The sequence below is a fragment of the Kribbella flavida DSM 17836 genome (assembly GCF_000024345.1).
Lineage (GTDB): Bacteria > Actinomycetota > Actinomycetes > Propionibacteriales > Kribbellaceae > Kribbella > Kribbella flavida.
This window is the reverse complement of the sequence record NC_013729.1, coordinates 2,146,178-2,173,117: the sequence shown is the minus strand read 5'-3', so window position 1 is coordinate 2,173,117 and position 26,940 is coordinate 2,146,178. Positions and strand designations below refer to the sequence as shown.

Annotated in this window: 28 protein-coding genes and 2 pseudogenes; 9 read left to right on the top strand and 21 right to left on the bottom strand. The window is 65.5% G+C overall.

Features of this window, described 5'->3' with window-relative positions:
• Window positions 1–50: 50 nt before the first annotated feature.
• The 6 genes from KFLA_RS10275 to KFLA_RS10250 all read right to left on the bottom strand — a co-directional run bounded on the left by KFLA_RS10275 (window position 51) and on the right by KFLA_RS10250 (window position 3,106).
• Complete coding sequence (locus KFLA_RS10275; protein ID WP_012919720.1) at window positions 51–392, bottom strand: hypothetical protein; 342 nt, start codon at window positions 390–392, stop codon at window positions 51–53.
• Window positions 389–742, bottom strand: coding sequence for a hypothetical protein (locus KFLA_RS10270; protein ID WP_012919719.1), 354 nt, complete (start codon window positions 740–742; stop codon window positions 389–391). The genes KFLA_RS10275 and KFLA_RS10270 overlap by 4 nt, the downstream gene beginning before the upstream one ends.
• Before the next feature lie 47 nt (window positions 743–789).
• On the bottom strand, window positions 790–1,107 hold the full coding sequence (locus tag KFLA_RS10265; protein ID WP_012919718.1) for a hypothetical protein: 318 nt from the start codon (window positions 1,105–1,107) through the stop codon (window positions 790–792).
• 150 nt (window positions 1,108–1,257) lie between these two features.
• Window positions 1,258–2,001 carry a GntR family transcriptional regulator gene (locus tag KFLA_RS10260; RefSeq protein ID WP_012919717.1) on the bottom strand — a complete coding sequence of 248 codons (744 nt, stop codon included), beginning with the start codon at window positions 1,999–2,001 and terminating at the stop codon, window positions 1,258–1,260.
• Window positions 2,002–2,069: 68 nt separating this feature from the next.
• Window positions 2,070–2,261, bottom strand: a complete 192-nt coding sequence (locus tag KFLA_RS10255) for a hypothetical protein (RefSeq protein ID WP_148256596.1) — start codon at window positions 2,259–2,261, stop codon at window positions 2,070–2,072.
• Between the two features lie 2 nt (window positions 2,262–2,263).
• A complete protein-coding gene (locus KFLA_RS10250; RefSeq protein WP_012919716.1) occupies window positions 2,264–3,106 on the bottom strand; it encodes a phosphoribosylaminoimidazolesuccinocarboxamide synthase in 843 nt (280 codons plus the stop codon).
• Between the two features lie 164 nt (window positions 3,107–3,270).
• On the opposite strand from KFLA_RS10250, the gene KFLA_RS36560 reads away from it, so the two are divergent.
• Together KFLA_RS36560 and KFLA_RS37360 are read left to right on the top strand one after the other, a co-directional pair.
• Complete coding sequence (locus KFLA_RS36560; RefSeq protein ID WP_202797108.1) at window positions 3,271–3,918, top strand: S1 family peptidase; 648 nt, start codon at window positions 3,271–3,273, stop codon at window positions 3,916–3,918.
• Entirely contained in the window at window positions 3,915–4,418 is a 504-nt protein-coding gene (locus tag KFLA_RS37360; RefSeq protein WP_148256595.1) for a hypothetical protein, read from the top strand. The genes KFLA_RS36560 and KFLA_RS37360 overlap by 4 nt, the downstream gene beginning before the upstream one ends.
• 452 nt (window positions 4,419–4,870) lie before the next feature.
• Here the strand turns inward: KFLA_RS37360 and KFLA_RS37355 are convergent, their stop codons facing one another.
• Window positions 4,871–5,887: a hypothetical protein gene (locus KFLA_RS37355; RefSeq protein ID WP_012919714.1), complete on the bottom strand. Its 1,017-nt coding sequence runs from the start codon at window positions 5,885–5,887 to the stop codon at window positions 4,871–4,873.
• Window positions 5,888–6,790: 903 nt separating this feature from the next.
• On the opposite strand from KFLA_RS37355, the gene KFLA_RS10240 reads away from it, so the two are divergent.
• Complete coding sequence (locus KFLA_RS10240) at window positions 6,791–9,424, top strand: Calx-beta domain-containing protein (RefSeq protein WP_158307270.1); 2,634 nt, start codon at window positions 6,791–6,793, stop codon at window positions 9,422–9,424.
• A gap of 475 nt (window positions 9,425–9,899) precedes the next feature.
• On the opposite strand, the gene KFLA_RS10235 is transcribed toward KFLA_RS10240, so the two are convergent.
• From KFLA_RS10235 to sigJ, 7 genes are all read right to left on the bottom strand, one after another.
• Window positions 9,900–10,523 carry a LysE family transporter gene (locus KFLA_RS10235; RefSeq protein ID WP_012919712.1) on the bottom strand — a complete coding sequence of 208 codons (624 nt, stop codon included), beginning with the start codon at window positions 10,521–10,523 and terminating at the stop codon, window positions 9,900–9,902.
• Window positions 10,524–10,591: 68 nt separating this feature from the next.
• Window positions 10,592–11,389: an AraC family transcriptional regulator gene (locus KFLA_RS38760; RefSeq protein ID WP_012919711.1), complete on the bottom strand. Its 798-nt coding sequence runs from the start codon at window positions 11,387–11,389 to the stop codon at window positions 10,592–10,594.
• A gap of 188 nt (window positions 11,390–11,577) precedes the next feature.
• A complete protein-coding gene (locus tag KFLA_RS39765; RefSeq protein ID WP_202797107.1) occupies window positions 11,578–11,808 on the bottom strand; it encodes a hypothetical protein in 231 nt (76 codons plus the stop codon).
• 486 nt (window positions 11,809–12,294) lie between these two features.
• Entirely contained in the window at window positions 12,295–12,837 is a 543-nt protein-coding gene (locus KFLA_RS10220) for a TraG/TraD/VirD4 family protein (RefSeq protein ID WP_083792971.1), read from the bottom strand.
• 247 nt (window positions 12,838–13,084) lie between these two features.
• Complete coding sequence (locus tag KFLA_RS10215; protein WP_012919709.1) at window positions 13,085–13,504, bottom strand: RidA family protein; 420 nt, start codon at window positions 13,502–13,504, stop codon at window positions 13,085–13,087.
• A gap of 203 nt (window positions 13,505–13,707) precedes the next feature.
• Window positions 13,708–14,208, bottom strand: coding sequence for a DoxX family protein (locus KFLA_RS35455; RefSeq protein ID WP_202797106.1), 501 nt, complete (start codon window positions 14,206–14,208; stop codon window positions 13,708–13,710).
• Between the two features lie 162 nt (window positions 14,209–14,370).
• Window positions 14,371–15,333: an RNA polymerase sigma factor SigJ gene (gene sigJ / locus KFLA_RS10205; protein WP_012919707.1), complete on the bottom strand. Its 963-nt coding sequence runs from the start codon at window positions 15,331–15,333 to the stop codon at window positions 14,371–14,373.
• A gap of 253 nt (window positions 15,334–15,586) precedes the next feature.
• Between sigJ and KFLA_RS10200 the strand changes: the two genes are divergently transcribed.
• The gene (locus KFLA_RS10200; protein WP_012919706.1) at window positions 15,587–16,525 is read left to right on the top strand and encodes an aminoglycoside phosphotransferase family protein; all 939 of its coding nucleotides are present in this window, start codon (window positions 15,587–15,589) and stop codon (window positions 16,523–16,525) included.
• Between the two features lie 48 nt (window positions 16,526–16,573).
• Here KFLA_RS10200 and KFLA_RS10195 read toward each other — a convergent pair whose 3' ends face one another.
• Window positions 16,574–16,834 carry a PHP domain-containing protein gene (locus KFLA_RS10195; RefSeq protein ID WP_041289246.1) on the bottom strand — a complete coding sequence of 87 codons (261 nt, stop codon included), beginning with the start codon at window positions 16,832–16,834 and terminating at the stop codon, window positions 16,574–16,576.
• A gap of 373 nt (window positions 16,835–17,207) precedes the next feature.
• Here KFLA_RS10195 and KFLA_RS10190 point away from each other — a divergent pair, with 373 nt between their 5' ends.
• Window positions 17,208–17,657 (top strand): hypothetical protein, encoded by a 450-nt coding sequence (locus KFLA_RS10190; RefSeq protein WP_041289245.1) that lies wholly within the window; start codon window positions 17,208–17,210, stop codon window positions 17,655–17,657.
• A gap of 20 nt (window positions 17,658–17,677) precedes the next feature.
• Here KFLA_RS10190 and KFLA_RS35450 read toward each other — a convergent pair whose 3' ends face one another.
• On the bottom strand, window positions 17,678–18,214 hold the full coding sequence (locus KFLA_RS35450; RefSeq protein WP_049797303.1) for a hypothetical protein: 537 nt from the start codon (window positions 18,212–18,214) through the stop codon (window positions 17,678–17,680).
• Between the two features lie 54 nt (window positions 18,215–18,268).
• Between KFLA_RS35450 and KFLA_RS37875 the strand changes: the two genes are divergently transcribed.
• Window positions 18,269–18,418 (top strand): hypothetical protein, encoded by a 150-nt coding sequence (locus KFLA_RS37875; protein ID WP_158307269.1) that lies wholly within the window; start codon window positions 18,269–18,271, stop codon window positions 18,416–18,418.
• 391 nt (window positions 18,419–18,809) lie between these two features.
• Window positions 18,810–19,061, top strand: a complete 252-nt coding sequence (locus KFLA_RS35445; RefSeq protein WP_012919704.1) for a hypothetical protein — start codon at window positions 18,810–18,812, stop codon at window positions 19,059–19,061.
• On the opposite strand, the pseudogene KFLA_RS38750 reads toward KFLA_RS35445, so the two are convergent.
• A pseudogene (locus KFLA_RS38750) lies at window positions 19,039–19,728 on the bottom strand (SOS response-associated peptidase). The gene KFLA_RS35445 and the pseudogene KFLA_RS38750 sit on opposite strands and share 23 nt — an antisense overlap.
• Window positions 19,729–19,742: 14 nt before the next feature.
• Between KFLA_RS38750 and KFLA_RS35435 the strand changes: the two are divergent.
• A complete protein-coding gene (locus KFLA_RS35435; RefSeq protein WP_012919703.1) occupies window positions 19,743–20,219 on the top strand; it encodes a hypothetical protein in 477 nt (158 codons plus the stop codon).
• A gap of 1,183 nt (window positions 20,220–21,402) precedes the next feature.
• Here KFLA_RS35435 and KFLA_RS10170 read toward each other — a convergent pair.
• Window positions 21,403–21,615, bottom strand: a complete 213-nt coding sequence (locus tag KFLA_RS10170; protein ID WP_041289244.1) for an SDR family oxidoreductase — start codon at window positions 21,613–21,615, stop codon at window positions 21,403–21,405.
• 1,313 nt (window positions 21,616–22,928) lie between these two features.
• On the opposite strand from KFLA_RS10170, the gene KFLA_RS10160 reads away from it, so the two are divergent.
• Window positions 22,929–23,627 (top strand): GAF and ANTAR domain-containing protein, encoded by a 699-nt coding sequence (locus tag KFLA_RS10160; RefSeq protein ID WP_041289953.1) that lies wholly within the window; start codon window positions 22,929–22,931, stop codon window positions 23,625–23,627.
• 192 nt (window positions 23,628–23,819) lie between these two features.
• On the opposite strand, the gene KFLA_RS10155 is transcribed toward KFLA_RS10160, so the two are convergent.
• The 3 genes and pseudogenes from KFLA_RS10155 to KFLA_RS10145 all read right to left on the bottom strand — a co-directional run bounded on the left by KFLA_RS10155 (window position 23,820) and on the right by KFLA_RS10145 (window position 26,878).
• The gene (locus KFLA_RS10155; RefSeq protein WP_148256594.1) at window positions 23,820–24,005 is read right to left on the bottom strand and encodes a hypothetical protein; all 186 of its coding nucleotides are present in this window, start codon (window positions 24,003–24,005) and stop codon (window positions 23,820–23,822) included.
• Between the two features lie 306 nt (window positions 24,006–24,311).
• Window positions 24,312–25,004, bottom strand: a complete 693-nt coding sequence (locus tag KFLA_RS10150) for a hypothetical protein (RefSeq protein WP_012919699.1) — start codon at window positions 25,002–25,004, stop codon at window positions 24,312–24,314.
• 550 nt (window positions 25,005–25,554) lie between these two features.
• A pseudogene (locus tag KFLA_RS10145) lies at window positions 25,555–26,878 on the bottom strand (ISL3 family transposase).
• Window positions 26,879–26,940 lie beyond the last annotated feature (62 nt).

Here is a 26,940-nt window from a genome sequence, read left to right as displayed (position 1 = left end):
CGTTCCAGGGAGCGGCCCTTTCGAGGGCCGTTCTTGGGTTCTAGCGGTAGTTACTGAGTGGGTTCGAGGACGATCCCGAACTCCTTCGCGACGGTTGACACGCAAGCGTCAATCCGGGACTGATCACCACCGCACTCGGTGAAGAGTGCGTCGTAGGCGGTAGTGCGCTCGGCAGCGAGCTTGGTACGGCGGTCCCACGCCTTGTCGTTCAGGTCGAGGGTGGCGTTGACCAGGTTGGCTTCCATCCTGGGACCGGTGACGCTGTTGAGCGCCGACGGCAGGTTGGCCAGGAAGTCGTCCATCTTCTCCAGGTGGAGGCAGACGGTGACGTAGTGGAGGGTGATCTCACGGACGCTCGGAGCGCCGTTCGGGGTGAGATACGGGTGAGTCATTGGGTGATCCTCTCGGTGGGGTTTGACACGTACGTGTCAGTGGAGGATTGGCCGGCCGAAGCCGACACGATGACCGCGTGCGCGTAGTCGCGGGCGGCGTACAGATCGAGGCACCGGTTGGAAGCCTCGCGGTACAGGTCAAGCAGTTGCCAGAACGCGTTCGACGCGTGCATGGCGACCTTGTCGTTGCTCAACGCAACGACGGGTTCAGCCGTGTTCAGGCTGTTGGTGATGGCCTGGTCCAGGAATCCCAGGACCAGTTCGATTTCGATGATCTCGTTGCACGTGGCCACGAACTCGGTCCGTGCCTGATTCGCGGTCATGGTTCGGTCTTCCATCGGCTGCGACATGACTACCCCTTGCTGAGCAGTTGCACGAGTCACGGGACGAGTGGAGATCAGGCCTTCGCGTTACCAGCCGGGTTGAGGGTCTTGGCCCGGTACGCGACACCGTTCCGCCCATTGGTGGCCCACGGCATGGCCTCCAGCTCGACCGGCGCGACGACAGTGCCGACGTTGACCTTCGGCATGGCATTGCCCGCCAGGGTCACGTTGATCACCTCGCCGCCCGTCTCGTCGAGCGCCATCACCTGGACCTGCCAGAGCAGCTCGTTGGTGTTCCGGTCAGCCTTCTGACGGCCGTTCTGATCCTTCTTCTCCTCCACCGCCTTGGTCACCGTGAACGTCTTGCCCGTGGTGTCAATGGTCAGCTTCATCAGGAATCGCCCCTTCTAGGCGTCCAACCCGCTCCCGTTGAGCAGGTGTTCTAGTTCAGAGCCTAGAACACTGATCTCAAGTCAACAAGCGCCCAAGGTAACGAATTGATTACTCAGCGTTGACACGTACGCGTCAACGTGGTCGAAGACTCAGTCCCCGAGCCGACCCCGATAGGTCACGCGCCCGTACGTGATGCTCTCGCCGTACTCAAGCACGTCACCACGGTCGTCGTAGATCCAGTTCCGCCCCACCATGATGAGCGCCCCCTCATCCAGCCCCAATTGGCCGGCCTGAGCCGCGGTTGCATTCGCTGGCTCGAACTGATCCTGCCAAGCGTCAACGGTCCGCTTGAGTACGTTGGCTACGTAGGCGAACGTACCTTCCTTGATCCGCTCCGCACTCAGCAGCATCGGTGCCCGCTCAGCGAGGTCGCCACGGAAGTACGAGGTCGACGCGGAGATCGGCTTGCCATCAACCCTGTAGGTGGTTCGCACGCGCTGAACGACCTGACTGCCGACCTTCACCCCAAGTGCGTCAGCGACCTGCTCGGAGGCCTCCCCGAGCACGGCTTCGGTGATTTTCGCGTACTGCCCCGTGGGGTAGACCTTGCCGGTACGCCGAGACTTATCGACCCGGTCATTGGCAGCCCGACCGCGTTCCTCCTCGGTCGTGACGATGCTGCCGACGCCACGCTCTGGCTTGATGTATCCCTCAGCGCGCAAGGTCGACAGAGCCCGTTGAGCGGTGGCAATCGCCACTCCGTAATCACGCATCAACGACCGCACAGACGGCACCAGATCGCCTGCCTGCAACTCACCATTGGAGATCCGCCCACGGATCTCGTTGGCAATCTGCTGATACGGCGGTGCTGGACGCACCAACTTCGGGGGCATGGCTAGACCTCAAGCTCCAATCGCTGTTCTAGAACACCGCCAGCATAGTTGGCGGCTTCTCCGGAGGTCTAGTAATCGTCCCGCGCGTTGATTCGATCAACCCCACCAAGACCAGTCGCCGCGACCGATCGAGCGACCTCCACATCTGCTGGGTCCGGCTCGATCCCTTGTTCCTTGGCCGCAATAAGCCGCTTATGGACCTCCTGCAGCTCCAGAACCTCAGTCAAGCGTGCTTCCTGAATCTCTTCCCAGGTCGGCATGATCACTCCCACTTCAGACCGGTGATCCGCTCGTACATCGCAACGTAACGAGCGCGAGTCTCCTCAACGACCTCAGCCGGGATCTCCGGCCCCGGGGGCGTCTTGTCCCACGAGCCAAGATCCCGCGCCCAGTCCCGCACATACTGCTTGTCGAACGAGACCTGTCGCTGGCCGGGCTTCCAGTCCTCATCTCGCCAGTAGCGCGAGGAGTCAGAAGTCAGCACCTCGTCGGCCAGGACCAACGTGCCGTCCTTTGCAAGCCCGAACTCAAGCTTCGTGTCTGCCAAGTGCACACCGCGACCAGCGGTGATCTCAGTGGCCTTGCTGAACAGCTCTAGCGTCTTCGCCTCAAGCGTCTTCGCGAGCTCTGGCCCAACAGCCTCCGAGACCTCCTCAAAGGTCATCGGCTCGTCATGCCCATCCTCAGGCGCAGTCTTCGTAGTCGGCGTGAACACCGGCTGCGGAAGCTTGTCGCCCTCACGAAGGCCCGGGGGGATCTCCACCCCGGAGATCTTCCCCGTCTCCTGGTAGGCATCCCAGCCCAACCCAGCGAGGTAGCCGCGGGCGATGCACTCCACCTGGATGATCTCGACCTGCTGACACCGCACAGCCCGACCCTCGAACTCGGCCGGCACATCCGTAGCCGAGATCACGTGATTCGGCATCACGTCCGCCAGCTGCCCGAACCACCACAGCGACAGACTTGTCAGCAACTTCCCCTTGTCAGGGATCGGCGTAGGCAGCACCACGTCATAGACCGACACACGATCAGTCGCAACCAGGATCACCTCCCCCGGGCGATCGCTGTACACATCCCGAACCTTGCCCCGATGCAGCAGCTCCACACCTACTGTTCTAGCACACCGCGAACTGGATCGACTCGACGAGGTAAGTCGTGACAGCCAGACATCGAGGTCATAACCTGCACAGTCTGGGCAGGTTCCAACACTACGCGCACAGCCGCGTTTAGCAGTCTCATACCGACACGCACTCGAGGCAGGGGGATTTGGTGATCGACCTTAGTCAGGCCGTATACGCGATTGGCAGAAATGGGCCGAGTGGCGTGCAGCTCCTTGGCACTGCATTCGCGGTTGGCGCGAACAAAATAGCAACGGCGTATCATGTTGTCGGTGGCGACGATCGCGACCTTGTGATGATCGCACCTAAGATCGCTCACTTCAGTGAGTATCAGGATACCGCAGACGGCAGAGTTAATCCGTTGAGGTTGAAGATCGCGGCGGCAGATCCGGTGCGAGACCTGTGCGTGCTGCAAAGTGACGAATTTTCTCTTCGATTCTCGTATGGGCTCGGATCTACTGACTCGTCCCCACCGGGAACGCCCATCGTCACACTCGGATTTCCACATGCCAACCACGGCCGATTGGTTCTGACTCAGCAAAACGCCAATGTGGGCGCAAGAGTGCTGATCGAGAACGCTCGCCAGAAAAACAAGCACATTATTTTGAATACTCAAGCTCGTGAGGGGCAGTCCGGCGGACCCGTCCTCAGTGCCACCATGAAGGAAGTGGTCGCCATTCTCATTGGAAGTTACGCACCAGGGGGAGGTGGAGGCATCAGTCTCGGCGGGGTGGACCCGCACACTCTCCATCAAACCACGCATGCGGTGTCGGCAGAGTATCTAAGGGCTATGCTGTGACTGACGCCCTCGAAATACAAGAGCTGCTTGTCGGAGAACTCGATGACTGGATTGAGGCACTTCCTACATATCAAGCCCAATTGATTCGGTCGATGCTTAATGACGGCGATCCAGCCGAGGTTGCAATGCTATGGTTGTCCACATCAGGACCAAGCAACACTGCCCCATTTGGCGCCGTCAAGTCAGTCGGATCTCGCTTCTACGAGAATCTGCTAATCCAGATGAAGAAGTTGATCTGCGATGATGAGGGCTACGAAGATGAGCGTGGACAACTCATCAAATCCATGAATGCGGGCAAACTATTTCTCGTCGGCGCGATTAGTGCCGCACTCGCTCCTCATGTTGGCGCTGCGGCAGCGGTCATCGCTCCCGCAGTAGCGTTGACACTCGCTGTGCTCAGCGCGACAGGCAAGGCAACCGCTTGTGAAACCCTGACTCAGATGATCGCGGACCGGCAAGGTTTGCCACCTGACCAAGCACCACCCCAGCTGGATGCCTGACAAGTTTCTCTACGTCTTCAAGACGGGCCCCTTCAGGGCCCGAAAGCGCGCCGCCACCGTAGGGCGGGCCGCCTGCCCTCTGCTTCGCTTCGCTCCGCTCCGGGCGCGGCCCTTGGCTTGGCGCGCACGTGTCAGCAGGGTGCCGGGTCGAAGACAGCAGAACTCGCCGTCAACGGCTCGACACCCTGCAAGTGCACCGCTCACTCGGATTGGCCGGCGATCCCGCCGTAGCTGGCTGGGCATGCCTGCCGTCGGACCGTGGGCTACCGGATCGTCCCGACAGCAATGTTGGGGAAGTGCGGCCCGGCCCGGCACGCGTCAAGGGCGCCTACGGCGTCGCAAGCGATCGAGCAAGCTCGACCCTGGACACGCACCGTTCCGGACCTGGGGCGGCAGCTATCGGGACGATCCGGCGGACTGGCCGCGGTTGACACGGAACCGTCAACGGCATGTCATAAAGTCCTTTTTGGAAAAAGTATTCGGTCCGGCTCGGTGCCGCCTCCCCCGAAGGAGAATATCCGCCAACCACGATCACCAGACAGTATCAAAGTGATCACTTTCGTTGGATGAAAGAGCGGTTCCCCTTGTTGGACGAAATGCAGCTTATCTGGGTCGCCGACAGCGACGAGTCGAACATACGCAACCCGCCGAGCAGGATACGTAACGTGATTCGCAGGATTATACCCGGCAAGATCGGCCCGCAACTGGGAAATCCCGTTCGCGTCGAGGCCTTCCCATCCTTTAGCCTCAGGCGCAAGTATCTTTCGCAACTCACGCAGCGCGTCTGATGCGGGGATGTCCTCCCTGGTTACCGTGTGAATGAAACCGCAGACGATGGCGAACGGGTTAGCCTCATCGAGCATGCCGACCTGCCGCTCAGCGCCCTCATCGTCTTCGGACTCTACAAGCTCGGCCTGACGTCTCTCACTCAACACCAAACGGCCATCTAGTTCGCGCACCCAACGGACATCATTGGGATCTGTAAACAGCAAGAGAATCCCAGGAACTTTCGGCTGAACGCCAATCTCTTCTTGACGGTGGGGCATAAGAGGTAACGTTAGATCGTAAATCAACTCTCTTCTCGGCGGCAGGATGGGGATAATCCTTGGAATGGAAAGCGACCCCAGGATCACGGGCGGATGCTCTCCAGGAACCGGTGAGGTCAAATAGATTGATGCCTCGACATTGAATACGGGGTCATTACTTTCATTGATTATATGTGCGTGAATCTGTTGCACATAGGCCGTTCCGTTCTCATTCGGCGTATAGCTCTGCTCCACCCAGGAGGAGACTAGTTTCGCCGTGCTGCGATGCCTCTCAGCGTTCTGCTCTGCCAACAGTGCGTCGCGTTCTTTATTTGCCGCATTCGCTCGCCGCGCTTCGACGACTGCAACCCCTACAGCGATCGCCATGGTTCCAGCAGTCGTCACCGATTCGAGCACTGCGGACCACACTGGTGGGTCAGCCACGAGCACTCCTCCCCTCGTCGATTCGAGCTAACCGCCATCATCACCGGCCGAAGGCAACCATGACAGACCCGTAGGAGCTGTCCAATGCGGCGGCGAGACTCGAAGCGAACGCGGCCGATCCAAAGGAGTGCGGGTCCAGCCGGTACCGGTGCGGCCGTGCAGACGAGCAGCTACCGACTCGGCCTTTAAGTCGGCCCAATGATCGCCTAATGACAGCAACTGACCCCGACCGTGGAATATGCCTACCTCGGCATACAGCCTGTTCACAAGGTGTTTGGTGGCACTACCGAACATCAACGCGAGGCACGACAAGCAAATCAGCGGGTTCGGGGTTCGAGTCCCTGGCGGCGCACATCAGCCCAGGTCACCCAGGTGCCCTGGGCTTCGTTGTGCCTCCAACGACCCTCTTTGCTGCGGGCACGCATCGATCTAAGCCGCGAACGATCTCGCGTCGCGCGTTGGACAGGTCCTCGGAAACCCCTCGCCACTCTTGCCCGGTCGTCACTGTGCGTCACCTCACACAGTTGAGCGTAGTAGTTGCGACACCCCTGCCTCGATCCCGCCAGCCGTTGAGCAACCAACCATCGACCAGGTTGGAGGCTTGAGGTGCCAAGACCACCGCTGCCCCTCGGCTGGTCGACCCACGGATCCGTGGCAAAGCCCAGCGCACGTTCCCTGACGCCAGGCTCCTGTACCTGCCCAGATCTGGCCATGTCGCGCAGATGGAGCACCCGGAGATCGTCGAACAGGCTTTTCGCACTTTTTGACAACGCCTGCCACTGCGACCGAATCCTCATACCGTGACCGGCATCCCCGCGAGCGGAAGGATGTGTGGTGCGCAAAAAAGCACTGGTTGTCGGGCTGTTCTCAGCCCTGTTGATGACAGGCTCGTTCACTCAGGCAGTGGCAGCCGAAGACCCCAAGGTGGTCTCGGCTCCGGCCAAGAACTGGTGGGTTTCGAAGACGCCGGACGGCTACCTGGTCACGGTCCGGCTGGACCGGCCGGCGCCGATCCGGGACGCCAAGCCGATGCTGGCCGCGGATGGCCGGCCGATCGGCCCGGCCGAGGAATCCGCCGACCGCAAGACACTTTCGCTGGTCACCCAGGATGCTTCCGTCCTGCAGGCCAAGGAAATCCGGCTGGCCACTCCCACCGATCAGGTCGGCAAGAAGTCCCCGGCGGCCGGCGAGACCGACGAGTACTGGCTGAAACCGCGTCAGGGCCCGCTGCTCGGCGTGGATCCGGCCGCGCCCGGCGGGTACAAGGTCGGGATCAACGAGTACAACCTGGGTGACCAGGCGGTGTTCCTGCCAGGCCTTCGGCAGAAGTCCGAGGTACGCGGCCGTGTCTACAGTCCGGTGGACGCGTCCGGTGCCCGGCCGGTCGTGGTCTTTCTCCACGGGCGACACCTCTACTGCTATGGCATCCCGTGGTGGGAAGGCCAGCCGTGGCCCTGCCCGGCTGGCGGCAAGCCAGTACCCAGCTTCCGCGGGTACGACGCGCCGGCCAAGGCACTTGCCAGCCATGGGTACCAGGTGGTGTCGGTCAGCTCGAACGGGATCAACGCCTACGACCACTTGGCACCTGACGCCGGCTCACAGGCCCGGGCCGAGCTGGTACTTCACCACCTTGGCTTGTGGCGGACCTGGTCGACCACCGGTGGTGGACCCTTCGGGCAGCAGTTCGTCGGCAAGATGGATCTGCAGAACGTCGGTCTGATGGGTCATTCGCGCGGCGGCGACGGTATGGCCCGCGCGGCGACCCTCAACGCGGCCAAAGGCAGCCAGTACGGCGTCCGGGCCGTCCTGCCGCTCGCACCGACCGACTTCACCCGGGCGACCTTGCCCGAGGTGGCGACCAGCGTGATCCTGCCGTACTGCGACGGAGATGTCGCCGACCTGCAGGGACAGCTGTTCTACGACGACAGCCGCTACGCCGCGCGGACCGACGACGCGACGCGTTCGACGGTCACCCTGCTGGGCGCGAACCACAACTACTTCAACACCGAATGGACACCGGGACAGTCGGAAGCGCCGTCCGAGGACGACTGGCCGGGGACGGGGCAGGAGCAGTGCGACAGTGGGCATCCTGGCCGGCTCTCGGCCCAGGAGCAGCAGGCCGCGGGCGCGGCGTACATCGCCGGGTTCTTCCGTCTGCACCTGGGTAAGGAGAAGGCGTTCCTGCCACTGTTCGACGGCTCGGACACCCGTGCATCCTCTGCCGGCCGCGCAGTGACCCGGGTGGTCTCCCAGGCGCCGCGCACGGCTCGTCTGGACGTAAGCAAGCTGGACCAGCCGCTGCCCGACGGCTCGACCACTGGTCAGGCAACGGCCAGCGTGTGTGCAGGCAACGACGTGAAGCCAGGGGCGTGTGTCAGCGGGGCCAACCCGTTGACGACACCGCACTGGGTGCGAGGTGCCCGCGTCACGCGGACGCCCCCTATCGCGGTGACCAAGCTCAGCTGGACCGGTACGAATGGCGCCGTGCGCGTTGATCTCCCCGCCGGTCAACGGGACATCCGGCAGTACCGCGACCTGACCTTCCGGGCAGCGCCCGATCCGGCCGGTGCCGCCAAGACCGACCTGACAGTCGAGGTGGTCGATGGGCTGGGCAAGTCCGCCGAGGTGCCGGTGTCGGCGGTGAGTGACGCGTTGGTCGCCCTGCCTGGTGGACAAGCGATCTCCTGGTTGCCCAAGGTGCTCCTGCGGACCGTGCGGATCCCCCTGACCGATCTCCCCGGCATCAACCTGGGCGACGTGCGGTCGATCCGGCTCCTGACCGACCGCGTCGCCAGTGGGTCCGTGTTCCTGAGCGACCTGGCGCTGTCGACGCCCGGTCTCGGTCAGTCCGGTCCGTCCACCCTGCCGCAGGTATCGGCGCAGGCAGCCGTCTCCCGGATGCAGGAGGGCAACGTCGGCGGTCTGAACGACTACTTCGTGACGCTGTCCCGGCCGAGCACCGTCCCGGTGGTGGTGTACGCCCAGACCACCAGCCGCATGCCGACGATCGTGCGCGAGGAGGGGCACAAGCTGGTGTTCCAGCCGGGGCAGACCAGGCACAGAGTGACGGCGACGCTGCTTCCGAACACCCGGGACGGCGACGACGTCCTCGTCGGTCTGCAGCTCTCGGCCCCGGTCGACACGGTGATCGGTGCCGCCAGCTTCGGCGCGACGGAACTGATCGACGACGACCCGACGCCCACCTTGACGATCGAGCCGCTCAAGACCACTGAGGGCGCCGGTACCGCCGCCTTCCAGGCCCGCCTGTCCGCACCCAGCGATCGATGGGTCACGGTGACCGGACAGCTCCAGGACGGTACCGCCGTCCTCGGCCAGGACTACCAGTCCACCAGTTCCGGCCGGTTCGTCGGCGCGGATCTGGGCCCGGGAGTCCAGAGCGGCCCGCTCGAAGTGAAGGTGGTGAACGACCAGGTGAAGGAGCCGGAGGAGACCTTCTCGGCACTCTTCGACCAGGTAATCAACGCCGAATTGCCAGTACCCACGACGGTTTCCGCCACGATCAGCGACGACGACTGATCTCGGCCCGGGACCCGGGATGGTGTCGGTTTCGACTCGATCCCGGGTCTCCGGTCAACCAATGGCGTGCTCTCGACAGTCTGGACAGCCGGTTGCTTCACGGCGACCATCACCGACCTCAGAACCACCAGACCGCTGCGCACCCCAACAGCGATTGGGTCTTTCCCGGCTACTTCCCAGGCCGTCACCTCGAGCCAGGGGGTGTCGCTGACCGCCTGCGTGCTGCCTTCGGCGTACGTGCCGCCCGTCTCGGCACGCTGCACGAGCTCACCAAGCTCGCGCCGACCGCGATCATCGCCGAAATCCTCGGCTACTCCCCGCCACGATTGAACTTCACGCCCGCGGATCAGCCGCCAAGTACACCTCCTACATCAAGGCGAGGCTCGACGCCGCTCCGCACTGAAGTTCGGATTCCGAGGCATGGCATGGCATCGGCTCGCCGACGCACGCTCAGCGGCTGATCCGTGCGTCGCAGTCAGGCGGAGAGTGCCATCCATATACCGAGCCCAACCAGGGAGATGCCGCACGCGGCCTCGATGGCCTGTACGCCGCGAGCCGGGAGCGCGCGGCGGAACATGGCGATGGCGCCGGCGCAGATCCAGCACCACAGCAGGGACGCGATGAAGAAGCCCAGGAAGAACACAGCCATGACCTGCCAGGACGGCTCTTGACCGACGGCGCCGGCTACGGCGGCGGCGGCGCCGCCCCAGTAGACGACATTCATCGGGTTGGTCAGCGAGATCGTTGCGCCGACCGCGAGACCTCCCTTGGTGAGGTCCTCGCTGACGGCGCCTGAGCCTTCGGCAGTGGCGGGCGGGCGTATTGCGCCACGTAGCGACATGACCCCGAGTCCGACAGTGAGCAGTGCTCCGACGAGCATCAGGGGTATCCGGACCCCGTCGAGTAGAAAGAGGGCGCCGACGCCGATCAGGCCGAGGATCGCCCAGGTCGCGTCACCAACGAGGGAGCCGACCTGCACAGCGAACGCACTCTTGAAGCCCCCACGCATCCCGCGGCGCAGTGACTCCGTGAAGACGACCCCGGGGGCGGCGTTGAACAGGATCCCGAGCCCGAAGGCGAGAGCAGCGACGTTGAACATGCACCCACCCTGGCCGTGCCGGATGTGGTGCGTCTTGTAGATCTGTGACCAACCGTAGGTGACGTGCGCTACTCCGCGTGATTCTCCGGGTACACCTCTGAGCCGAGGTGGGTGGCGCGGAACTGGCCGGGCGTGGTCGCATACACGGCTTGAAAATGTTTGTGCAGGTGGGCCTGGTCGACGAACCCGACGGCGGTGGTAACTTCGGACGGGGCGCGACCTTCACTGAGCAGGCGCCGAGCCTTCCGCAGGCGCGCTTGAAGGTGCCAGGCGTAAGGCGGTGTGCCGGTGGTCTCGGTGAATCGGCGCGTGAAGGTCTCGCGAGTCCAGCCGAGGTGAGCGGCGACGTCGGCGACCCTCAATGGCTCTACCGGATCCTGAGCGATCGCACCGAACAACCATGCCTCGGCGCGCTCGAGTTCGAGCGAGGTTTCGGTCCTGCCCAGTGGCGCGACGCCGAACACCGAGTAGAGGAGCTGCTCGACTCGGTGGGGCGTTGACGCGTCCGTCGGCGCGAGGGCGATCTGGAGGAGCTGTGCTCGCAACTGCGGCGCGGTCACGACGGGTGCGTGGAACTCGGCGTCGTAGCCGAGCCGTCGCGAGACGACGTCGGGGTCGAGGTAGATGCTGGCGCACGACCAACGCTCGTCGTCGTTGACCGAGGTCTTACAGGATTGGACCTCGCCAGGGTTGTACAGCGTGAGCTCGTCGGTGCCGAGGGTGAAACGGCGCCGGTCGAGCCGGACTTGCTCGACACCGCACACGTTCGCGCTGATGACGAACTCATCGTGACTGTGCCGCGCGAACCCGCCGGATGTGGGCGCGCTGACGAAGACCTCGATGCCTTCTTGGGCCCAGATCCGCATTGGTCAAGCCTATCTTCGCTGCCAATCAGGTTCAGCGTCGGCAGAGGACGCACCACCTGGCCTCGGACGGGTGCACGAGGCTGCAACTCGTCGTACCTCGACATGTCGCTTCACCAGTTGAAGCCCGATGAGTTGCATCCGATGCGGTAGCTCATCGCTCCCCTGTGACAGCTCGCTCAGAGCGAGAGTTACGCATTCGCGAGCGGGCCATCAGCCGATTGCTGCTCCCCGGGCGGCTCAAGCCAGCTCGGCAGCTTTTCAGCTACGAGGACCGTCGTACAGCCCTTCGGGTGGGTTGTCCCAGGGAAGTGGGCTGAGTTCGCCGTTGATCTGGTGGCCTTCGGTGGTGCAGCCCTTGAAGGGGCCGTTGGGGTCGAGGAGCGGGTCATGTGGTGGTCGGCGTGGTCGCGCCACCACACGCTCGTCCCGGTGCCTGGTTCGAGGCGCAGTGCTTCCTAGGAGCGCCACAGCGCGTCGAGTCGGGCGGCGACTTCGAGGTGCTTCCACCACTGCCGGCACCAGGTGCCGCGCGCGACGACCTCTCGCCGGTAGGCCTCGATCAGGAACTGCCCGACGAACTCGGGCAGGCTCGCGAAGTACAGCTGCGGCTTGGTCGGCGGCCGCGGAGAGCTCGGCGCCGGCGGCCGAGGCCAGCGCTTCTTCTTCGAGCTGGTCGGCCTCGAGCTCGCGCAGCGCCGCAGCGACTGCGGCGGTCATGCCCGGTACGCCGGGCGCGGAGACGTCGATGGCGCCGTCGAGCACCGCAGCGATCTGGGCGTCGGCGGCCTTGTTCAGCCGCGCAGTCAGGCGCCGCTTCGCGGCCGCGACCAGGAGCGCCTGGTCGACCAGCTCGCCGGCGACCTTGCCGTAGTTCGGCGGGTCTTCCCACTCGGTGTCGGACAGGCTCACGATTCCTCCCGGCGAAGCGGCGCTGCTGCTGGCGATGGGCGGTCGACGACGCTGGTGCTGGTCTGTGCGCCGGGATCGAACCTCGCCAGCGAGGCCCGGATCCGGTCGGCGTACGGGCCGGCCATCCAGGGCACGGACCGGATCAGGGTCGCACGCGCCCCCGACGAAAACACGATCGCCCGCCCGGCCGGCAGCGTGGCGAGCTCGGCGACGTCGAGGATCTGCTCATGCTGCAGCTGACGGCTGACCGAGGTGCCCTGTTTGCTGGTCGACGTCGACGACCGGAGCCGTTCGTGGTCGCCGATCAGTTTGGACAGCCGGTCGAGGAATGCCGCGTCGGACACACCGCCGCCGTAGATGCGCCGGTTCGAGGCTGACCAGAGTTTCTCCATGCCGCGTTTACCCCAGGAGTCCACGCCCTGGGCCCAGGACTGCAGGATCGTCAGCAGCACGATCCCGCGGGAGCCGTAGTGGCTGTAGAGGTCGGGCAGGTCCTTCCAGCGGCAGACGTTCGCCGCCTCGTCCAGGACGCCGATCATCGGCACGGGGAGCCGGCCGCCGGGGCAGGTGGTGGCGTAGTCCTCGGCGGCTTTGACGAGCCGAGGGTCGTAACAGCGGCCCGCCTGCCTAGGAGCAAATGGCTTCAGCGCCTGAGTTGCCGCGTGGCGGTGCGCGAGTGCGACGGCCGGGACGACCCCCAGAACACCACCGCGTGTGCCCGAAACTCGACCCCGCTGTGATCCCCCACGCGTGAGCGCCACTGGCCAAGAGATGAGCGGTACCTCGTCATACCGGGTCGCGGAACCTGTCCAGTGGGACCACGGCGATCGGGACGACTTCTACGAGCAGGTCCGGGGTCACCAGTCCGGCGACCTGAATCAGGATGCTTGCTGGGGCCGTGGCGGCCGGCAAGGCGCGCGAACGTGCCTGCTGGATCGCCGGAAGGTCTTCGCGGTTCAAGAAGTAGACGGTCATGCTGACGATGTCGGCGAGCGTTCCACCTACCTGGCCGAGGATGCCCCGGACGTTGTCCAGACTCTTCTCCAGTTGCGCGCCGGCGTCTCCCGGCCCGACGACGTTGCTGTTCTCGTCCCAGGCCACCTGGCCGGTGACATGGATGACTCTTCCTTCTGGTTGCACGACACCCTGGTTGAAGGCGCGGCCGTTCGGGGCCCACATCCCTGGTGGATTGAAGTGATTCGCCATCTTGTGACTGTAGAAGGACTGGGGTTCAGCTTTCCTGAGCTTCTGGTTAGGCCGGGCGGTTCGGAGAACGGCTGCGAGTTCTCCGCAAGTAGTCGCTCAACTGGGCGCGGCAGTTGCCGCGTGGCGCGCTGGTAGTGCCTGGTCGCCAAGGCGAGGCAGACGCCGATGAAGAGGCGCCTGCCCGACGGTCGTTCGTTGTTCAGCTACTCAGTGGTCCAGCCGCGTTGGACTGCCCACTCGCGGGTGATGTCTTCGGCGGCGGGGAGGGTCAGGATGGATACGGCGTACAGGACGGTGACGAGGCCGATGGCGAGCGCCCAGGCGTGCGGGCGGTCGGAGCTGGGGCGGCCGGCGTCGGTGGTCCGGCTGAGCCAGCTCGCCGGGAGGTGGCGGTCGCTTGGTCTCAAGGACCAGGATGCGGCGGCGAAGGCCGCGAACATCAGGGGTGGTGCCCAGGACTCGGGACCGTCCCCGTTGACGAGATGCGATGCCACGGCGCCCGACCACATGAACACCGTGCCGGCGTACGCCCATTCCTTGAGCAGCTTGAAGCCGGGCACGATGATCGCGGCGGCGGCCGCGACGTGGCAGACCCCGAGGATGTAGATGAAGTAGTCCGGGTAGCCCAGATGGCTCGTCTGGACCTGCACCCATTCGATCGCCGCGAGATTCCACACCGATCCGGCGATCAGCTCGAAGACCACAACAACCGTGCTGGCCCAGAAGGCGATCGGGCGAATTCGGACCCAGTTGCTGCGAGCAACGGTGACCGGATGACCGCCGGTCGCAGGGTCCAACGTCTTTGTCGTTCGGTTCTGCATGTCCACCTCGTCGTCGAATAGACCTGCTCACGGGGAGTGCCGCGACTAACGGCTGATCGAACGCGGCACGGTGACCGCCTGGAGTTTGTCGGGGTTACGAATGGCGTAGAAGTGGGTGATCTTCCGATCGACGATCTCCATCAGAAAAACGCCCTCCATCCGGTCCCCGCGGGAGGCGACCAGCGCGGGACTGCTGTTGCAGGTGACCATCGCGATCCGCAGGTCCGGCAAGCCTTGGCCCTTGCGGAAGAGGCTCACGATGCAGGCGGCAACCTTCTCCGCCCCCACCACCGGCCGACGGGTCGCGGTGGTCTTGCCGCCACCGTCGGCGGTCCAGGTGGCGTCCGGCGCGAGCAGCGAGAGCAGCCCCTCCAGATCACCGGTACCGGCCGCGGTCAGGAACTGCTTCGTGACCTGCGCGGTCGTCGCAGCGTCGGCGGGCTCGAAGCGCTTGCGTCGCGCCTGCACGTGCTCGCGGGCACGGTGTGCCACCTGGCGCACGGTCGCCACGGACTTTCCCACCGCCTCGGCAACGTCGTGGTGGCTGAAGCCGAACACCTCACGCAGTACGAACACCGCACGTTCGCTGGGACTGAGAGTTTCGAGTACGACGAGCATCGCCATCGACACCGACTCGGCGAGCACCACGTCGTTCGACAGGTCGCTCTCGTCGACCAACAGCGGCTCGGGCAGCCACGGGCCGACGTAGTCCTCGCGACGGCGAGCGCCGGCCCGCACCGCGTTGAGCGCCTGCCGGGTCACCAGCCGCGCCAAGTACGACTTGGTGTCCCGCACAGTCGTCAGGTCCACCTCGGCCCACCGCAGATAGCTGTCCTGCAGCACGTCGTCGGCTTCAGTCGCCGAGCCGAGGACCTCGTAGACGATCGTGAACAGCAGCGGCCGTAACAGGGTGAACCGTTCGGCATGTTCGTCGGCGGTCGCCGGAACGCGAGGTCCCGTACGACGCCGGCCAACTGCTGGGTGGGGGGGTGCGCTGTGCTCAGGCATGCCTCTCAAGACACCGCCCACCGCGGAAACGTGACGTCCGACCCGTCATCGCAGGGCGAGCGGGGTCGCCCTTCCGCGGTAGGTCAGCTTCTGCGGGTCGCGGGCATAGTCATCTCTTCACCCAGCGGGTCCGGTACCAGGAGTGTCGGAACGTCGTCTGGTCGCAGATCTGCGCGGGGCATCGGCAACGGACGGAATGTGAACCGTGCAGTATTCGGGTGCGGCGCCTGTGCGGATTTGCTTGACTGCACTCATGCGTGAACCACCGGATTTCGTCTCAGCCGCCACTGTCCTCGCTGCCGTCCAAGAGCACTGGACGCTCGACGTCGACGCGATCGAGTATCTACCGGTCGGTTTCGGCGCGCACCACTGGCGAGTTTTGTGCGCCGGGCAGCCGCGACTCTTCGTGACACTCGACAGCCTCGGCCGAGCTCATTCGGCGGAGTCGCTCGAGGCTGCCTACACCGCGGCGGGTGAGCTGGCCTCAGCCGGGCTTGAGTTCGTCGCGGCATGCCTGCCCGATCGCCGAGGCCGGCGTACGGTGCCGTTGGCCGGAGGCAGCGTCAGCTGCGTGCCATGGATGGAGGGGAAGCCCGTTGGCTCGGGCCCGATCAACACCGAACGCCTGGCTGTGCAGAACACCGAGATGCTCACCCGGTTGCACGCTTCGTCCCCTCCGGCGGGCATGCCGACCTGGCGACCGCGGGTCGAAGAGGACTTCGGCGACGCCTTGGCCGATCTACTGCGGGATCCATGGCGGACCGGCCCGTACGGCGAACGTGCTCGGACAGCTTTGGCTCAGCAGATCGACTCGATCCGGCGTTGGACGGACGCCTATCACGCGCTGTGCCGCCGCGCTGTCGAACATCCGTGGGTGCCGACGCACGGTGAGACCCACACTGCCAACCAGCTTCTTACCGACCGGGGAATTGTTTTCGTCGACTGGGAGTCGCTTGCCCTAGCACCACGCGAGCGCGACCTCGGCACGCTGGTCGGCTCCGGCTACGCCGAGCTGGCCGCGCCGAACTGGGACATGATCAACCTGTTCGACTTGGAATGGCGGCTGGACGAGCTCGCGCAGTACGCGCTCTGGTTCACCCAACCGCACACCGGAACCGACAGCGACAGGGCCGCCTTCGACGACCTCCTCGCGGAGTTGGAACGGCCTGACCGCGCACGCGTCATCGACTGAAGCCTGGGATCTGCTCCCCGGAAGCTTCTGCGGCTGCGAGTTCGGCATTCAGTGATTCGCGGCCGCTAGGAAGGCGCTCCAGTCGCGACGGCCGGCGCCGTAGAACCCGTCATGGTCGGTGAGCGCCAGGCCGTGCAGCCCCAGGTCGGCCGCGGTCTCCACCAGCGCCTCGGGCTGGGAGGCGCCGTCGAGGAACGAGAACGTCGAGTGCGTGTGCAGCTCCGCGTACGGCACCGGCGCCTCCGCGCGCAGCCGCGCCGCCCGCTCAGCCGCCGGCTCGCCCTCGCCGGCCGCGACATACGGGCCCACGGTGCTGGCTCCAGGCGGGCGAGTCTCCCCCATCGCCTCAAGCCGGGCGGTCGCCGTCGCTGCCCGGTCGCGCTCGGTCCGACAGGCCGGACCGATACAGCAGGTGGGGAGGCGCTGATGGCAACGTGCCAGGTCGCGCAGCGTTGTCGGGAACACCGACCTTTTGCCACCTACAGCAGGCCGACGTACAGCAGCACGGCCGACCATCAGGCCAGGACGGTCAGGTGGGCCGAGCGTCGCGCGCAGCTGAAGTTGCAGCAACGTGCAATCTGCTCCCTCTATGGCCGATGACGCTAGCCCTGTACGTTGCGAGCTGTCTGGATGCCGAGGCCGAGGAGTCGATGTGAGAACAAGCCTGCGCAGAATCGGGTCGATGCTCTTAGCCCTGCCGTTGGTGATCGCCGGCTGGGTTGGAGTACCTGGTGTGGCGGCGGCTGCGGTCGTGGTGCCGCCCGGTGGGGCAGGACACACGTGCAGCGGTTATCACTACTCGACTCCCTACAGCTATTGGCAGACCTGCGCGTGGGCGGACCATCAGTACGTCTGGTTCACGGTCAACTTCGGCAACAGCGGCGACGAAGCCTGGTACCCCGAAGTCATCGCCATCGACTACATCAGCAGCGGCTCCTTCAAGTCCTGCCCTGCCGGCTACTGGGAGACCCCCGAATTTGTCATCGGCCGGAACGCCACGCGGAGCACTCCTCGACTGTCTTGTGTCATCACAAGAAGGCCCGGCGCATACGCATCGAATGCGTATGTCGAGGGCAACCCGCTGGGCTACGACAGCGCCACCTTGCGCAGTCCCACGCTCCAAGTCCAGTAACGTCCCGACGACGTCGACACCTACGCACGAGCTCGCGCCGCCGAGCGGTCCAAGACGATCATCACCTGATTGCTGAGCTGCCTAGCCAGAGGCCTCTCGTCGCTGGTTGAGCAGCCTTGCCGCGGCGACGGTGAACTCCTGAGCCGCCAGCTCGACAACCTCCGGCGGGCGAGCCGCCGCCGCAGCAACGGCCGGATCCACACGTACCGCCGCCAACCGATCCGGTGCTGGATGAGCCCGGAGAACTCCTGCACGATCATCCACTCGGCCGGCATCCGACCGTCAGCCGGCTCGGACGCCTCGGCAGGGCGATGAGGGCCACCGATGTTCATCTCGGCGCCGGTCCGGACCGGGGACCGGGCCCATGCCTCACCTGCGCTGATGGTGACCTCAGCGCGGAGGAGCTCCACCAAGGCGTTGTAGATGCGGCCGAGCTCGGCGCTCTCCGAACTCACCCAGCCCGTCGAGTAGGCCAGCGATTCCTTGGTCTGTGCCCCGAGCGCTTCAAGCCGCACCAGCGTGTCAGCCGAGTCGTCGACGCGACGGTGGATCCGCAAAGGGAACTGCCCCCCGCGTTCAGCGCCTTGACCGCATCGGCGTATCCCTCGCGGATGATCTCAGCGCGTGCGCCGCCGCGATCGAACAGTTCGCCGGCCAAGGTGCCGAGCACGGACGACCCGAAGGCGATCGAGACCACCGTCGACCACGACATGACTCCAGCTGGATCCGGCACCGGCATCTCCCATCCCCCAGCGGGTTGACCGCTTGGCTCCGCCATTGTGGCCATGCCAGCGACGCCGGCGCGGCATACCGCGTGGTCCCTGCTGTGGTCTCTTGTCGGTCAGGCGCCCTCCGAGTGCGCGCGCCAGCAGGTCCTTGTCCAGTTGCCGCCGGTCGAGCGAAGCGGGTCTGGACAAGGACCTGATGGTGTGTGGAGGCTCGCCCACCTGATCGACGAGAGACCACCCACTGACCACCTCTCCGAGAGCGGGCCGGGGGTCCGGGGGCGGAGCCCTGGTCACGTTGTGACCGGTTCCGGGCGGTGGGGACTGCGCGAGAGTCCCGGCCGTGGCCGGTCACGGGCAGGCTGCTGCCGCGTTCAGAGAAACGCCGGCGACCAGTTGCCCGATACCCCCCGGTGGGGAGGCAACGATGGGTACGTGTGAGGTTGCGCTGCGGCTGGTCGCGCTGCTGCGGATCGTCGAGCGGGATCCGGCACCGCACTACGCCGACCAGCTCAGCTATGACGCCGTGCTCGACGCCTGGTTCGGGATCCGCTCCCCCGCCATGCCGTCCACCGCCCTTGACCAAGTAGTCGCCCCCGCGCCTCAGCTGACAGCGAGCGGTTCCAGCAGCTCGGGCCCGTTGTTGCGGACCGAGTTCACCGCGGTGGACACCGCGTAGATCTCCAGCCCGCTGTCCAGCGGAGGCGCATCAACGACCGCACCTCGTCGACGTCGTGGTTACGTGGATCGAGCCACGCCTCCCAGTGGGCCGGGGCGATCGCCCTCGGCATCCGGTCGTGGATCCGGCCGACGCCGTCGGTCGCGGTCGCGGTCGCGGTCGCGGTGATGATCGTGTAGGTGTGCACCAGGCGCTCGGGGTCGTCTTCGGGCTTCGACTTGTCGGTCCAGGTCTGCCACAGGCCGGCCAGCGCGAGGGTGGACCCGTCGGCGGGCCGGAGTGCGAACGGCTGCTTCAGCGGCTTGTTGTTCTAGTCGAGCTGCTCGGTTTCCATCCACTCGTAGAACGCGTCGACCGGGATCAGCGCGCGGCGGGACTTGAACGGCGTAGGGAACGACCGCTTCTCGTGCACCGTCTCGGCCCGAGCATTCACCATCTTCGACCCGATCTTCAGACCGGGAGCCCAGAACGGAGCCAGTCCCCACCGGAAACTGCGTAGCTCCCTCAACTCTGCGCCGGGCGGACTGACCCAGCCCCGTTGATAACGACCATTCTCACCGGGATGCGCCCGCCGTACGACGGCCCGGATCCAGGCGTGCACCGGCCGTATCCGGCGTCGACAGTCAGCCGGCACAGGCGGACCGGGTGTGCGGTGAACCGGCGGCATGATTGGCTCGGCCGATGGTGCTGGTCTTCCTCGTGACTGTCGCGGTGGTTCTCCTCAGCCCCGTTGTGATCGTGTGGACGTTCGTCGGAACCGTGTTCGCGCTCGTCCGGCGTCGCCGGGCCTGGCGAATCGTGGCCCTGCGCAGACTGGCCACCCTCAGCGCTGCCTTCGCTGTGGGCAGTCATGCCCTCGGTGTGGCGCTCGTGATGCTCGAGGTTTCTCAGTCGACACACGGCGCGGATTCGTCGCCTTCTCACGCGTGCCGCAACGCCGCACCGGATCCCGGCAGTATCCGTCGGATCACCCGGCACGAGGCGGGCTACCTACCACCCCGCTTCGACTGCGTTATGGACGATGGCACGAAGTACTCCGGCCGCGTCGTTCCAGCTGGTCTCGGCCCGGTGGTGTTGGTTTCCGGTGCAGGCGCCATCGTGCTCGGGCTCGCCGCACGGCGGACATCCCGGCAAGCGGCTGACGTCGCATCGGCCTGACCAGTGCCAGATCAACTGGTGCCGCCGGGATCCGAGCTCACCGCGGTTTCTACACCGCCCGCCTGGCACATCCTCACAACCCCTCGTTGAGGCCCCAACCCGCTTCGATCACGCCACCGGAACCACTCAACCACCGCGGTTCAACCCATTGGCTCTTCAGGAAACCTTGAACCCACGGTCCCCGGTGATAACGACTGTTCTCGCAGGTCTGCTGGCCAGAGTGTATGGAGAGTGCACAGGGATGTGGCCGGTTGCGGTTCAGCTGGCAGCTTGCCGGGGTACCGCTCTCGTATGCGCGACCATCTGATGTACCGGGCCCCGTGGTGGGTTTTGGCTCTGGTGTCCGGCGGCTGGTTCTGGATCTTCATGGCCGTCACAAGTGGGCTGTCACCCTCCTACGGGTGGCCTGCCGCGATCCTGGGTGGCCTCGTCGGGGGCGTCGTGTTCGGTGTCTTAGTCGCCACGAGCGTCATTTGGACACGGCGCCGACGCCGTCAGGCGACCCAAAGCGACGGGAGCAGCCCTGACCCCCGCCCCAGCCAGTCCCGTTGATAACGACCACTATCACCGGGACCCGCCCGCCGGATGCCGGGTGATCAAGCGCGAACCGGCCCGATCGGTCGGCCATACGCCCGGCCGGCGCCGAACGGCAATCTGCCGTTATCACTGGCCCGAGAACCAGCGGGTGGCCCGGAACCGTCGGCCGCCTAGTAGGGAACGACCTACACCTTGAAAGGTGGAAGGGGGTGTAGTCGCGGCCGAGTTGGGCTGCCCACGAGGTCATCTGCTGGTCGTGCAGTTCGCGGAAGTGGAGCACTCCGCCGGTCCACTCGCTCGTTCCGATGTACCAGCTCTCGTACGGCTGGAACGGTCCGAGTCGAGACCGCGCTCGAAGCCGTTCCTCAGCGTCGTGCGCAGGTGCTCGGCGCGTTGAGCGCGTTCGGCCGGCTGCGATTCGAGGAGCTGCCGGCGAGCCAGGGCGACAACCAAGTGCTTTGTCGTCGTACCACCGCTGCTCAGACTCGTTCCACAGCTCCACGTTGTGCAGTCCGTCGGGGCCTGTGAACGACGGCCTTGTCGAACTCGCCGTCCTTGCGCCGCCGATGAAGGCGTCCCACTTCGTCGGAGTGACCTGCAGGACCGGGCCGCTGCCGTCTGCTTGGTGTCACGTTCGGCGACGCCGTCAGTGGCTGCTTTCGGCGCCGCCGTTGACCTGGATCATCTGCGCGGTGATGTGTCCGGCGGCCGGCGACGCGAGGAAACTGAGCGTGTTCGCCACGTCGCTGGGTACGCCGATCCGGCCGGTCACGGTCTCTTCGATGCGTCGCAAACGACCGCCACCATCCTCGACAACGACGGCCAAACCGCCCGCCAGATCGCCGACCAACTCGGCCACCCGCGTCTCCATGACCCAGGACGCTTACCGCGGTCGCAAAGCACCGATGCCCGAGCGGCCGAAGCCCCCAACCGTCCCCTCGAGAACCTTGGGCCGACGTGACCCCGAAGACGTCGCGTCAACAGCGAAGGCAGTCTGGCTTCCCGAGCCCACGCGGGGCGGTCGACCTGTGCAACGAACCGCTCGGCGGCGTTAGTTGGTCGACGCTCCACACCCAGCGGTGGCGATCGAGCAGCACACCCTTCCGGCGCTCAGCCCTCACCGCACGTGGAGGTCTGAGCGCTGTCAATGCAGGCGGACCTAGAAAATGTCCAGGATCTTGCAGCGATCACATCGCTACCACCGCGCGTCCTCCAGACATGGCCCGTGACTGCGGTTTCACTGCTCATCCATAGGCACCTCTAGCGACTCTTTGTCATCCTCCGACGGAGCAGGAACGGAGCAGAGCGGGGCAGCAGGCGCTCGGACCAGCCGAGGCTAACGGCGACCTACAAGATGTGCCGATCAAGATGTGCCGATGTCGTCATCGGCCCGATGTGGTCGAGGTGCGTATCCGAGGAGGGACACTCACCTCAACCATACGTTTGAGCCTCGCTGTGTCGGCCCGGAACGATGCCGCGTCCACTCCAGCACCGCACTCGCGCGGCCGTAGGGGTTCGCGGCATCGGGCCTGCGAACTACCGCCGCCATCCGCAGTCGCGAAGGTCGCGAATATTGGCTTGGCGGCGCGCTGATCGTCATCTGCTCGCGCGCCGGCGACAGCGCGACGACCAGCGCCGGGACCCGCCAGCTCACCAACCACGGCTGGATCCACCACGACGGCACCTGGCACTGCATCGGCCACTATTCCCCCTCCGTCGACCACGCCGAGCTCTTGTCCTGGAGCAGCGCCCTAGCGGCCACCCGCACCGCCGCGACCACCACCGCTTCCTGACCGACCACCGGGGCCGAGACGCACGCTGCACAGGGATCAACCAGCGGTGCGCTCGAGCAAGGGAGTCGACTCCCGAACACCTGGGGCGACCAGCCCCAAAGATCCAAACGCCAGAACGTTCCGAGGATGTGTTCGACGAGCGCGTAGAACGTCGGTTCCATGGCCTGGAAGGTCGCCGCGGGAATCCGAGTCAGCATGTGGCTCGAGCCCCGGATACAACTGGCTCGAGCGCATCGACACTGCACCATGACCGCCTAGTAGCCGGCAGGTCTGCCTAAGTTTGAGGTCGATCTTGTGCGGGGCACGGAAAGAAGGTCGCAGCTCACTTTTTGGGATCGAGTGGGCCTTCAAGGGCGGTTGGGAGGACCCTGCTGTGTCGATGGAACACTCGTCGGCCGAGGCATTCGGCCGGCTGGCAGCCGAGTTGCAGGACGCCGACGGGGTCGAGCAGACCGTCGAAGCGGTGGTGCAGTACGCCCTACAAGCGGTGTGGTGCGAGTACGCCTCAGTGGTGTTGATCACGAAGAGACGGCGCCCCCAGATCATGGCGCTGACGGATCCGAAACTGGCCGAGCTGTACCGCAGCCAGATCGATGCCGGTACCGGCCCGATGATTACCGCGCTCGAGCAGCGGTCCGCGCTGCTGATCCCTGACGTCCTTGCCGAGGCCCGGTGGTCGGCTCAGTGGAGCGAGCAGATGGTCGCGGCCGGGATCCGTTCTGCGATGCACCTGCCGATGCTCGTGGCAGGACGGCCTGAGGCCGTGCTGTCGCTGTACAGCGACAAGCCCGACGGGTTCACCGACGACGATCTGGCTGTGGCGCACATTCTCGCCCAGCACGGTTCGGCTGCGGTCGCCGCAGCACGTAACCAGGTCTCTTTGACAGAAGCGGTCGACGCGCGCAAGCTGGTCGGGCAGGCCCTGGGCATCTTGATGGAGCGCTACCGCCTCGACGAGGTCCGAGCCTTCGAGGTGCTTCGGCGCTACTCCCAGGACAACAACCGTAAGCTACGCGACGTGGCTCAAGAACTGCTCGACACCCGCGAGCTTCCCACCAGCTCCCAGCGCCGGATGTAACAACCCGGCCCAGCTCCGCTCCTGGAAGCGGTACCTAGCTGCACCGTGGCGTGCTTGACCCCATGTCCGATGACTGCCGAGCCTTGCCGTCGCCGTGACCGTCGTCCGTTTCGACTCGAGCAGCATCTGACCGCCGCGCCTCCGGCACGCCATACTGCCCGCACCAGAGCACGGCGCACCGGTCGCCAGTCTTCAACCCGCCAGAAGCTGCAGCACGGATGCGATCAGGCCGCTCCCTCCACCGGTGCCCAGAAGAAGTTTCAGCAAGCGGTAGGCGTCCTGTCTGCGGTCCGCGTCCTTGACGAACAGGGCGACGCCGATGGCCGCGGCGCTCAGGATCAGGACGAACCCAATCGTGGCGATGATGGTGATGATCATCCAAGGCGTCTGCCCCATAGGTCGAGATCCTCTCGGTGTGCCTCGTCGTACGGGTAACGAAGCAGTCCGGACGATGGCCTGCACCGGACTGATCCGCTAGCGTGCGAGAACGCCCAGGTCAGAGCGCTGATCAGCCCCGATCCCTATCAGGTGTAGATGTCGCCGAGCTGTGTCACCGGTGAGCCGGCGTTCAGCCGCAGCGCACCCAACCGTTGCCGTCGCGGGCCGGCCGCCACCCGCTCGCGGTGAGCTGGGTGTCGATCGCGGGTGGCAGCTGTCAGGCGGATGCAGCCCATGGTCCGGCCATCATCGGGCCTTCGCCGCACACCCGGCACGCGCGAGCGGCGACCGTGCCCTGGGGTTGGCAGTGCGAGCAGAACCGCCGGACCGACACCTGGCCGTTGGAGTCGTCAACGAGCCACACCACCTCAGGTCTTCCCAGTGCTCGTCGGCCTCGATTCCCTGTGCCGGGGTGTACAGGTCATCCGCGGCCTGCTCGGCGGCGCGCAGCGCGGCCTTGAGCGCGTCCACACGGTCCTCGGCCGCCTGCTTCACGTCGGCGAGCTGGGCCTGGTAGTCGGCGCGCAGCTGCTCGCGTTCGGTCCGAGCGTCGGCCCGCAACTGTTCGAGCTCGGCGCGGTGCTGCTGCGCGAGCGCGCGAAGTTGGGCCTGGGCCTGGGCGCGGCTGGTCTCGGCGTCCGCGGCGGCGGCCCGGGCCTGGCGCTGGTCGCTCTCGGCCGCGGCCTGCGCGATCCGCGCCGCTTCGGTCTCGGCCTGCGCCTGCTGGACCTGTTCGTCGGCCGCGGCCCGGAGCTGGCTGATGCGCTGCTCGGTCTCCGCCCGGATCTGCTCGACCTGCTCGGCGGCGGCCGCGCGGGCGGCCTCGGCGTCGGCACGGGCCATCGCGGCGGCTTCCACCGCGGCTGCGGTCTCGGCGCGGGCGGCCTCGAGGTCGGCGATCGCTTCCTCGGCCGCGGCGTCGGCGTAGATTCCATACATTCTTCATTGCAGTCATGCGCTGGCCTACCTGCTCACTGACACACAGAGCAGGTAGGTCCGACCTCATGTTCAGCGAGATCCCGGCGTGCCGTGCCTTCTTACGCCAACGGTCGCAACGATGAACCCGACCACTGCAGCCAATCCGGCTTGAATAAGTGACGCCCAGGAAATGATCGTCTCCCCGTCTGCTCGACGCAGAAGTACGACGACGGCCGCAGCGACTAGGGCGATAGTCAAACGGAACAGCAGAGACTCAAACCTAGAGTCACGATCTTCATTTCGTTTCACGCAATATTCCTACCATGAAGTGACCCATTTGTTCGAGCCTTTGACAGTTCCTATTGCCGAACCGATCCAAAACCATATTCAGAGGATTTGTCGGGGTCGCTGCCAGTGAGTTCACTAACATCGCCGCGCCAATGGGTCGAGACAACTACGACGGCATTGTCGAGATCTTCCAGCCAGTCGGCTGCCCGGCGCATCACGGCTGCTTCGGTCGGACCGGTGATCGTGACAAGTGCGTGGGGGTACTGGAGACTTTGACGGCTCTTCACAGACCAGGGTGTAGTCGTGGCCTGAAGCCGCCGGTCTCGAGCAGGGACCTGGCAATGTAGTTGGTGATGTTGCGGAATCCGAGCGCGGAGCCGCGGAGGTGTTCGAGCCGTCCGTTGATCGCCTCGGTCGGGCCGTTGGATGTGCCGGGCCGGTCGAAGTAGGCCAGCACGTCGTGGGCGCGCTTCTTCAACGTCCGGCCCAGCGTGATGACCTCGCTCAGCACGGCCGGGACTCCGGCGCTGACCGAGTCGATCAGCGCGATCATCAATACGCGGCCACGAGCCCGGTCGGGCTCCCGGTAGGCCGCGATCATGCGCTGGTAGATCCCCCAGGTCGCCTGGACCTGCACATGATCTCCGACCGCGAACAGCGCCCGCAGACGGCTGCGCTGCTGGTCGGTGAGGAGGTCGGCGCCGGTGTGCAGGGTCCGCCGCGCCGAGTAGAGCGGGTCGCCGTTCATGCCGCGGTGACCGTGGATGGCTTGCTGGACCCTGCGTCGGCACCGGTCGAGCGCGTCGTCGGCCAAGCGGACCACGTGGAAGGGATCCATCACCGCGACCGCGTCAGGGAGCTCTTCGGTGGTGGCGGTCTTGAAGCCGCTGAACCCGTCCATCGCGACGACCTCGATCGCGTCACGCCAGGCGTCGGTGCGGGCGACGAGCCAGGTCTTGAATACTTGCTTGGAGCGGCCCTCGACCATGTCGAGGAGCCGTGCCGGGCCTGTCTTGTCGCGGATCGGGGTGAGGTCGATGATGACCGTGACGTACTTGTCACCACGGCTGGTGTGGCGCCAGACGTGCTCATCGACGCCGACGACCGGACGCCGTCGAACCGTGCCGGGTCGTCGATCAGGACCCGCTTGCCCTCGGCGAGGACTGCGTCGTTGGCGGTGTTCCACGCGACGCCGAGACCTTCGGCGACCGGGCGACGGTGAGGTGTCCGACCACAATCCCTTCGAGTGCGCACCGCAGCCCGCGCCGTGAAAACTTCGACCGCGGCTCGGCCACCTGGGAGGTGTCCTGGCGCCAGACATGCCCGCAGCCACCGCATCGGTAGCGGCGGATCGTGACCAGCAGGGTCGTGGGCCGCCAGCCGAGCGGCTCGTGGGCAAGTTGCCTGGTGACCGTGTCCCCGGGGGGCCCTTCGCAGCCGCAGCGGCGGCACCATTGGTCGGGTTCGAGGACCCGGCACCCGAGGACCGCGCGGTCGGGCTCGAGGCGTTGGCCGTCGACGACGAGGCCGACCTCGTCAAGTCTGCAGAAGGTCCTTAGATCGGGGGGCGAACGCGTGCGAGCGGTCGCCACGGTAGCGTCGGGCACGTGGCGGTTCTTTCAGAATGAGCGTGTAGGAGCCTTCCCTCTGGAAACCTCGACATCCATCT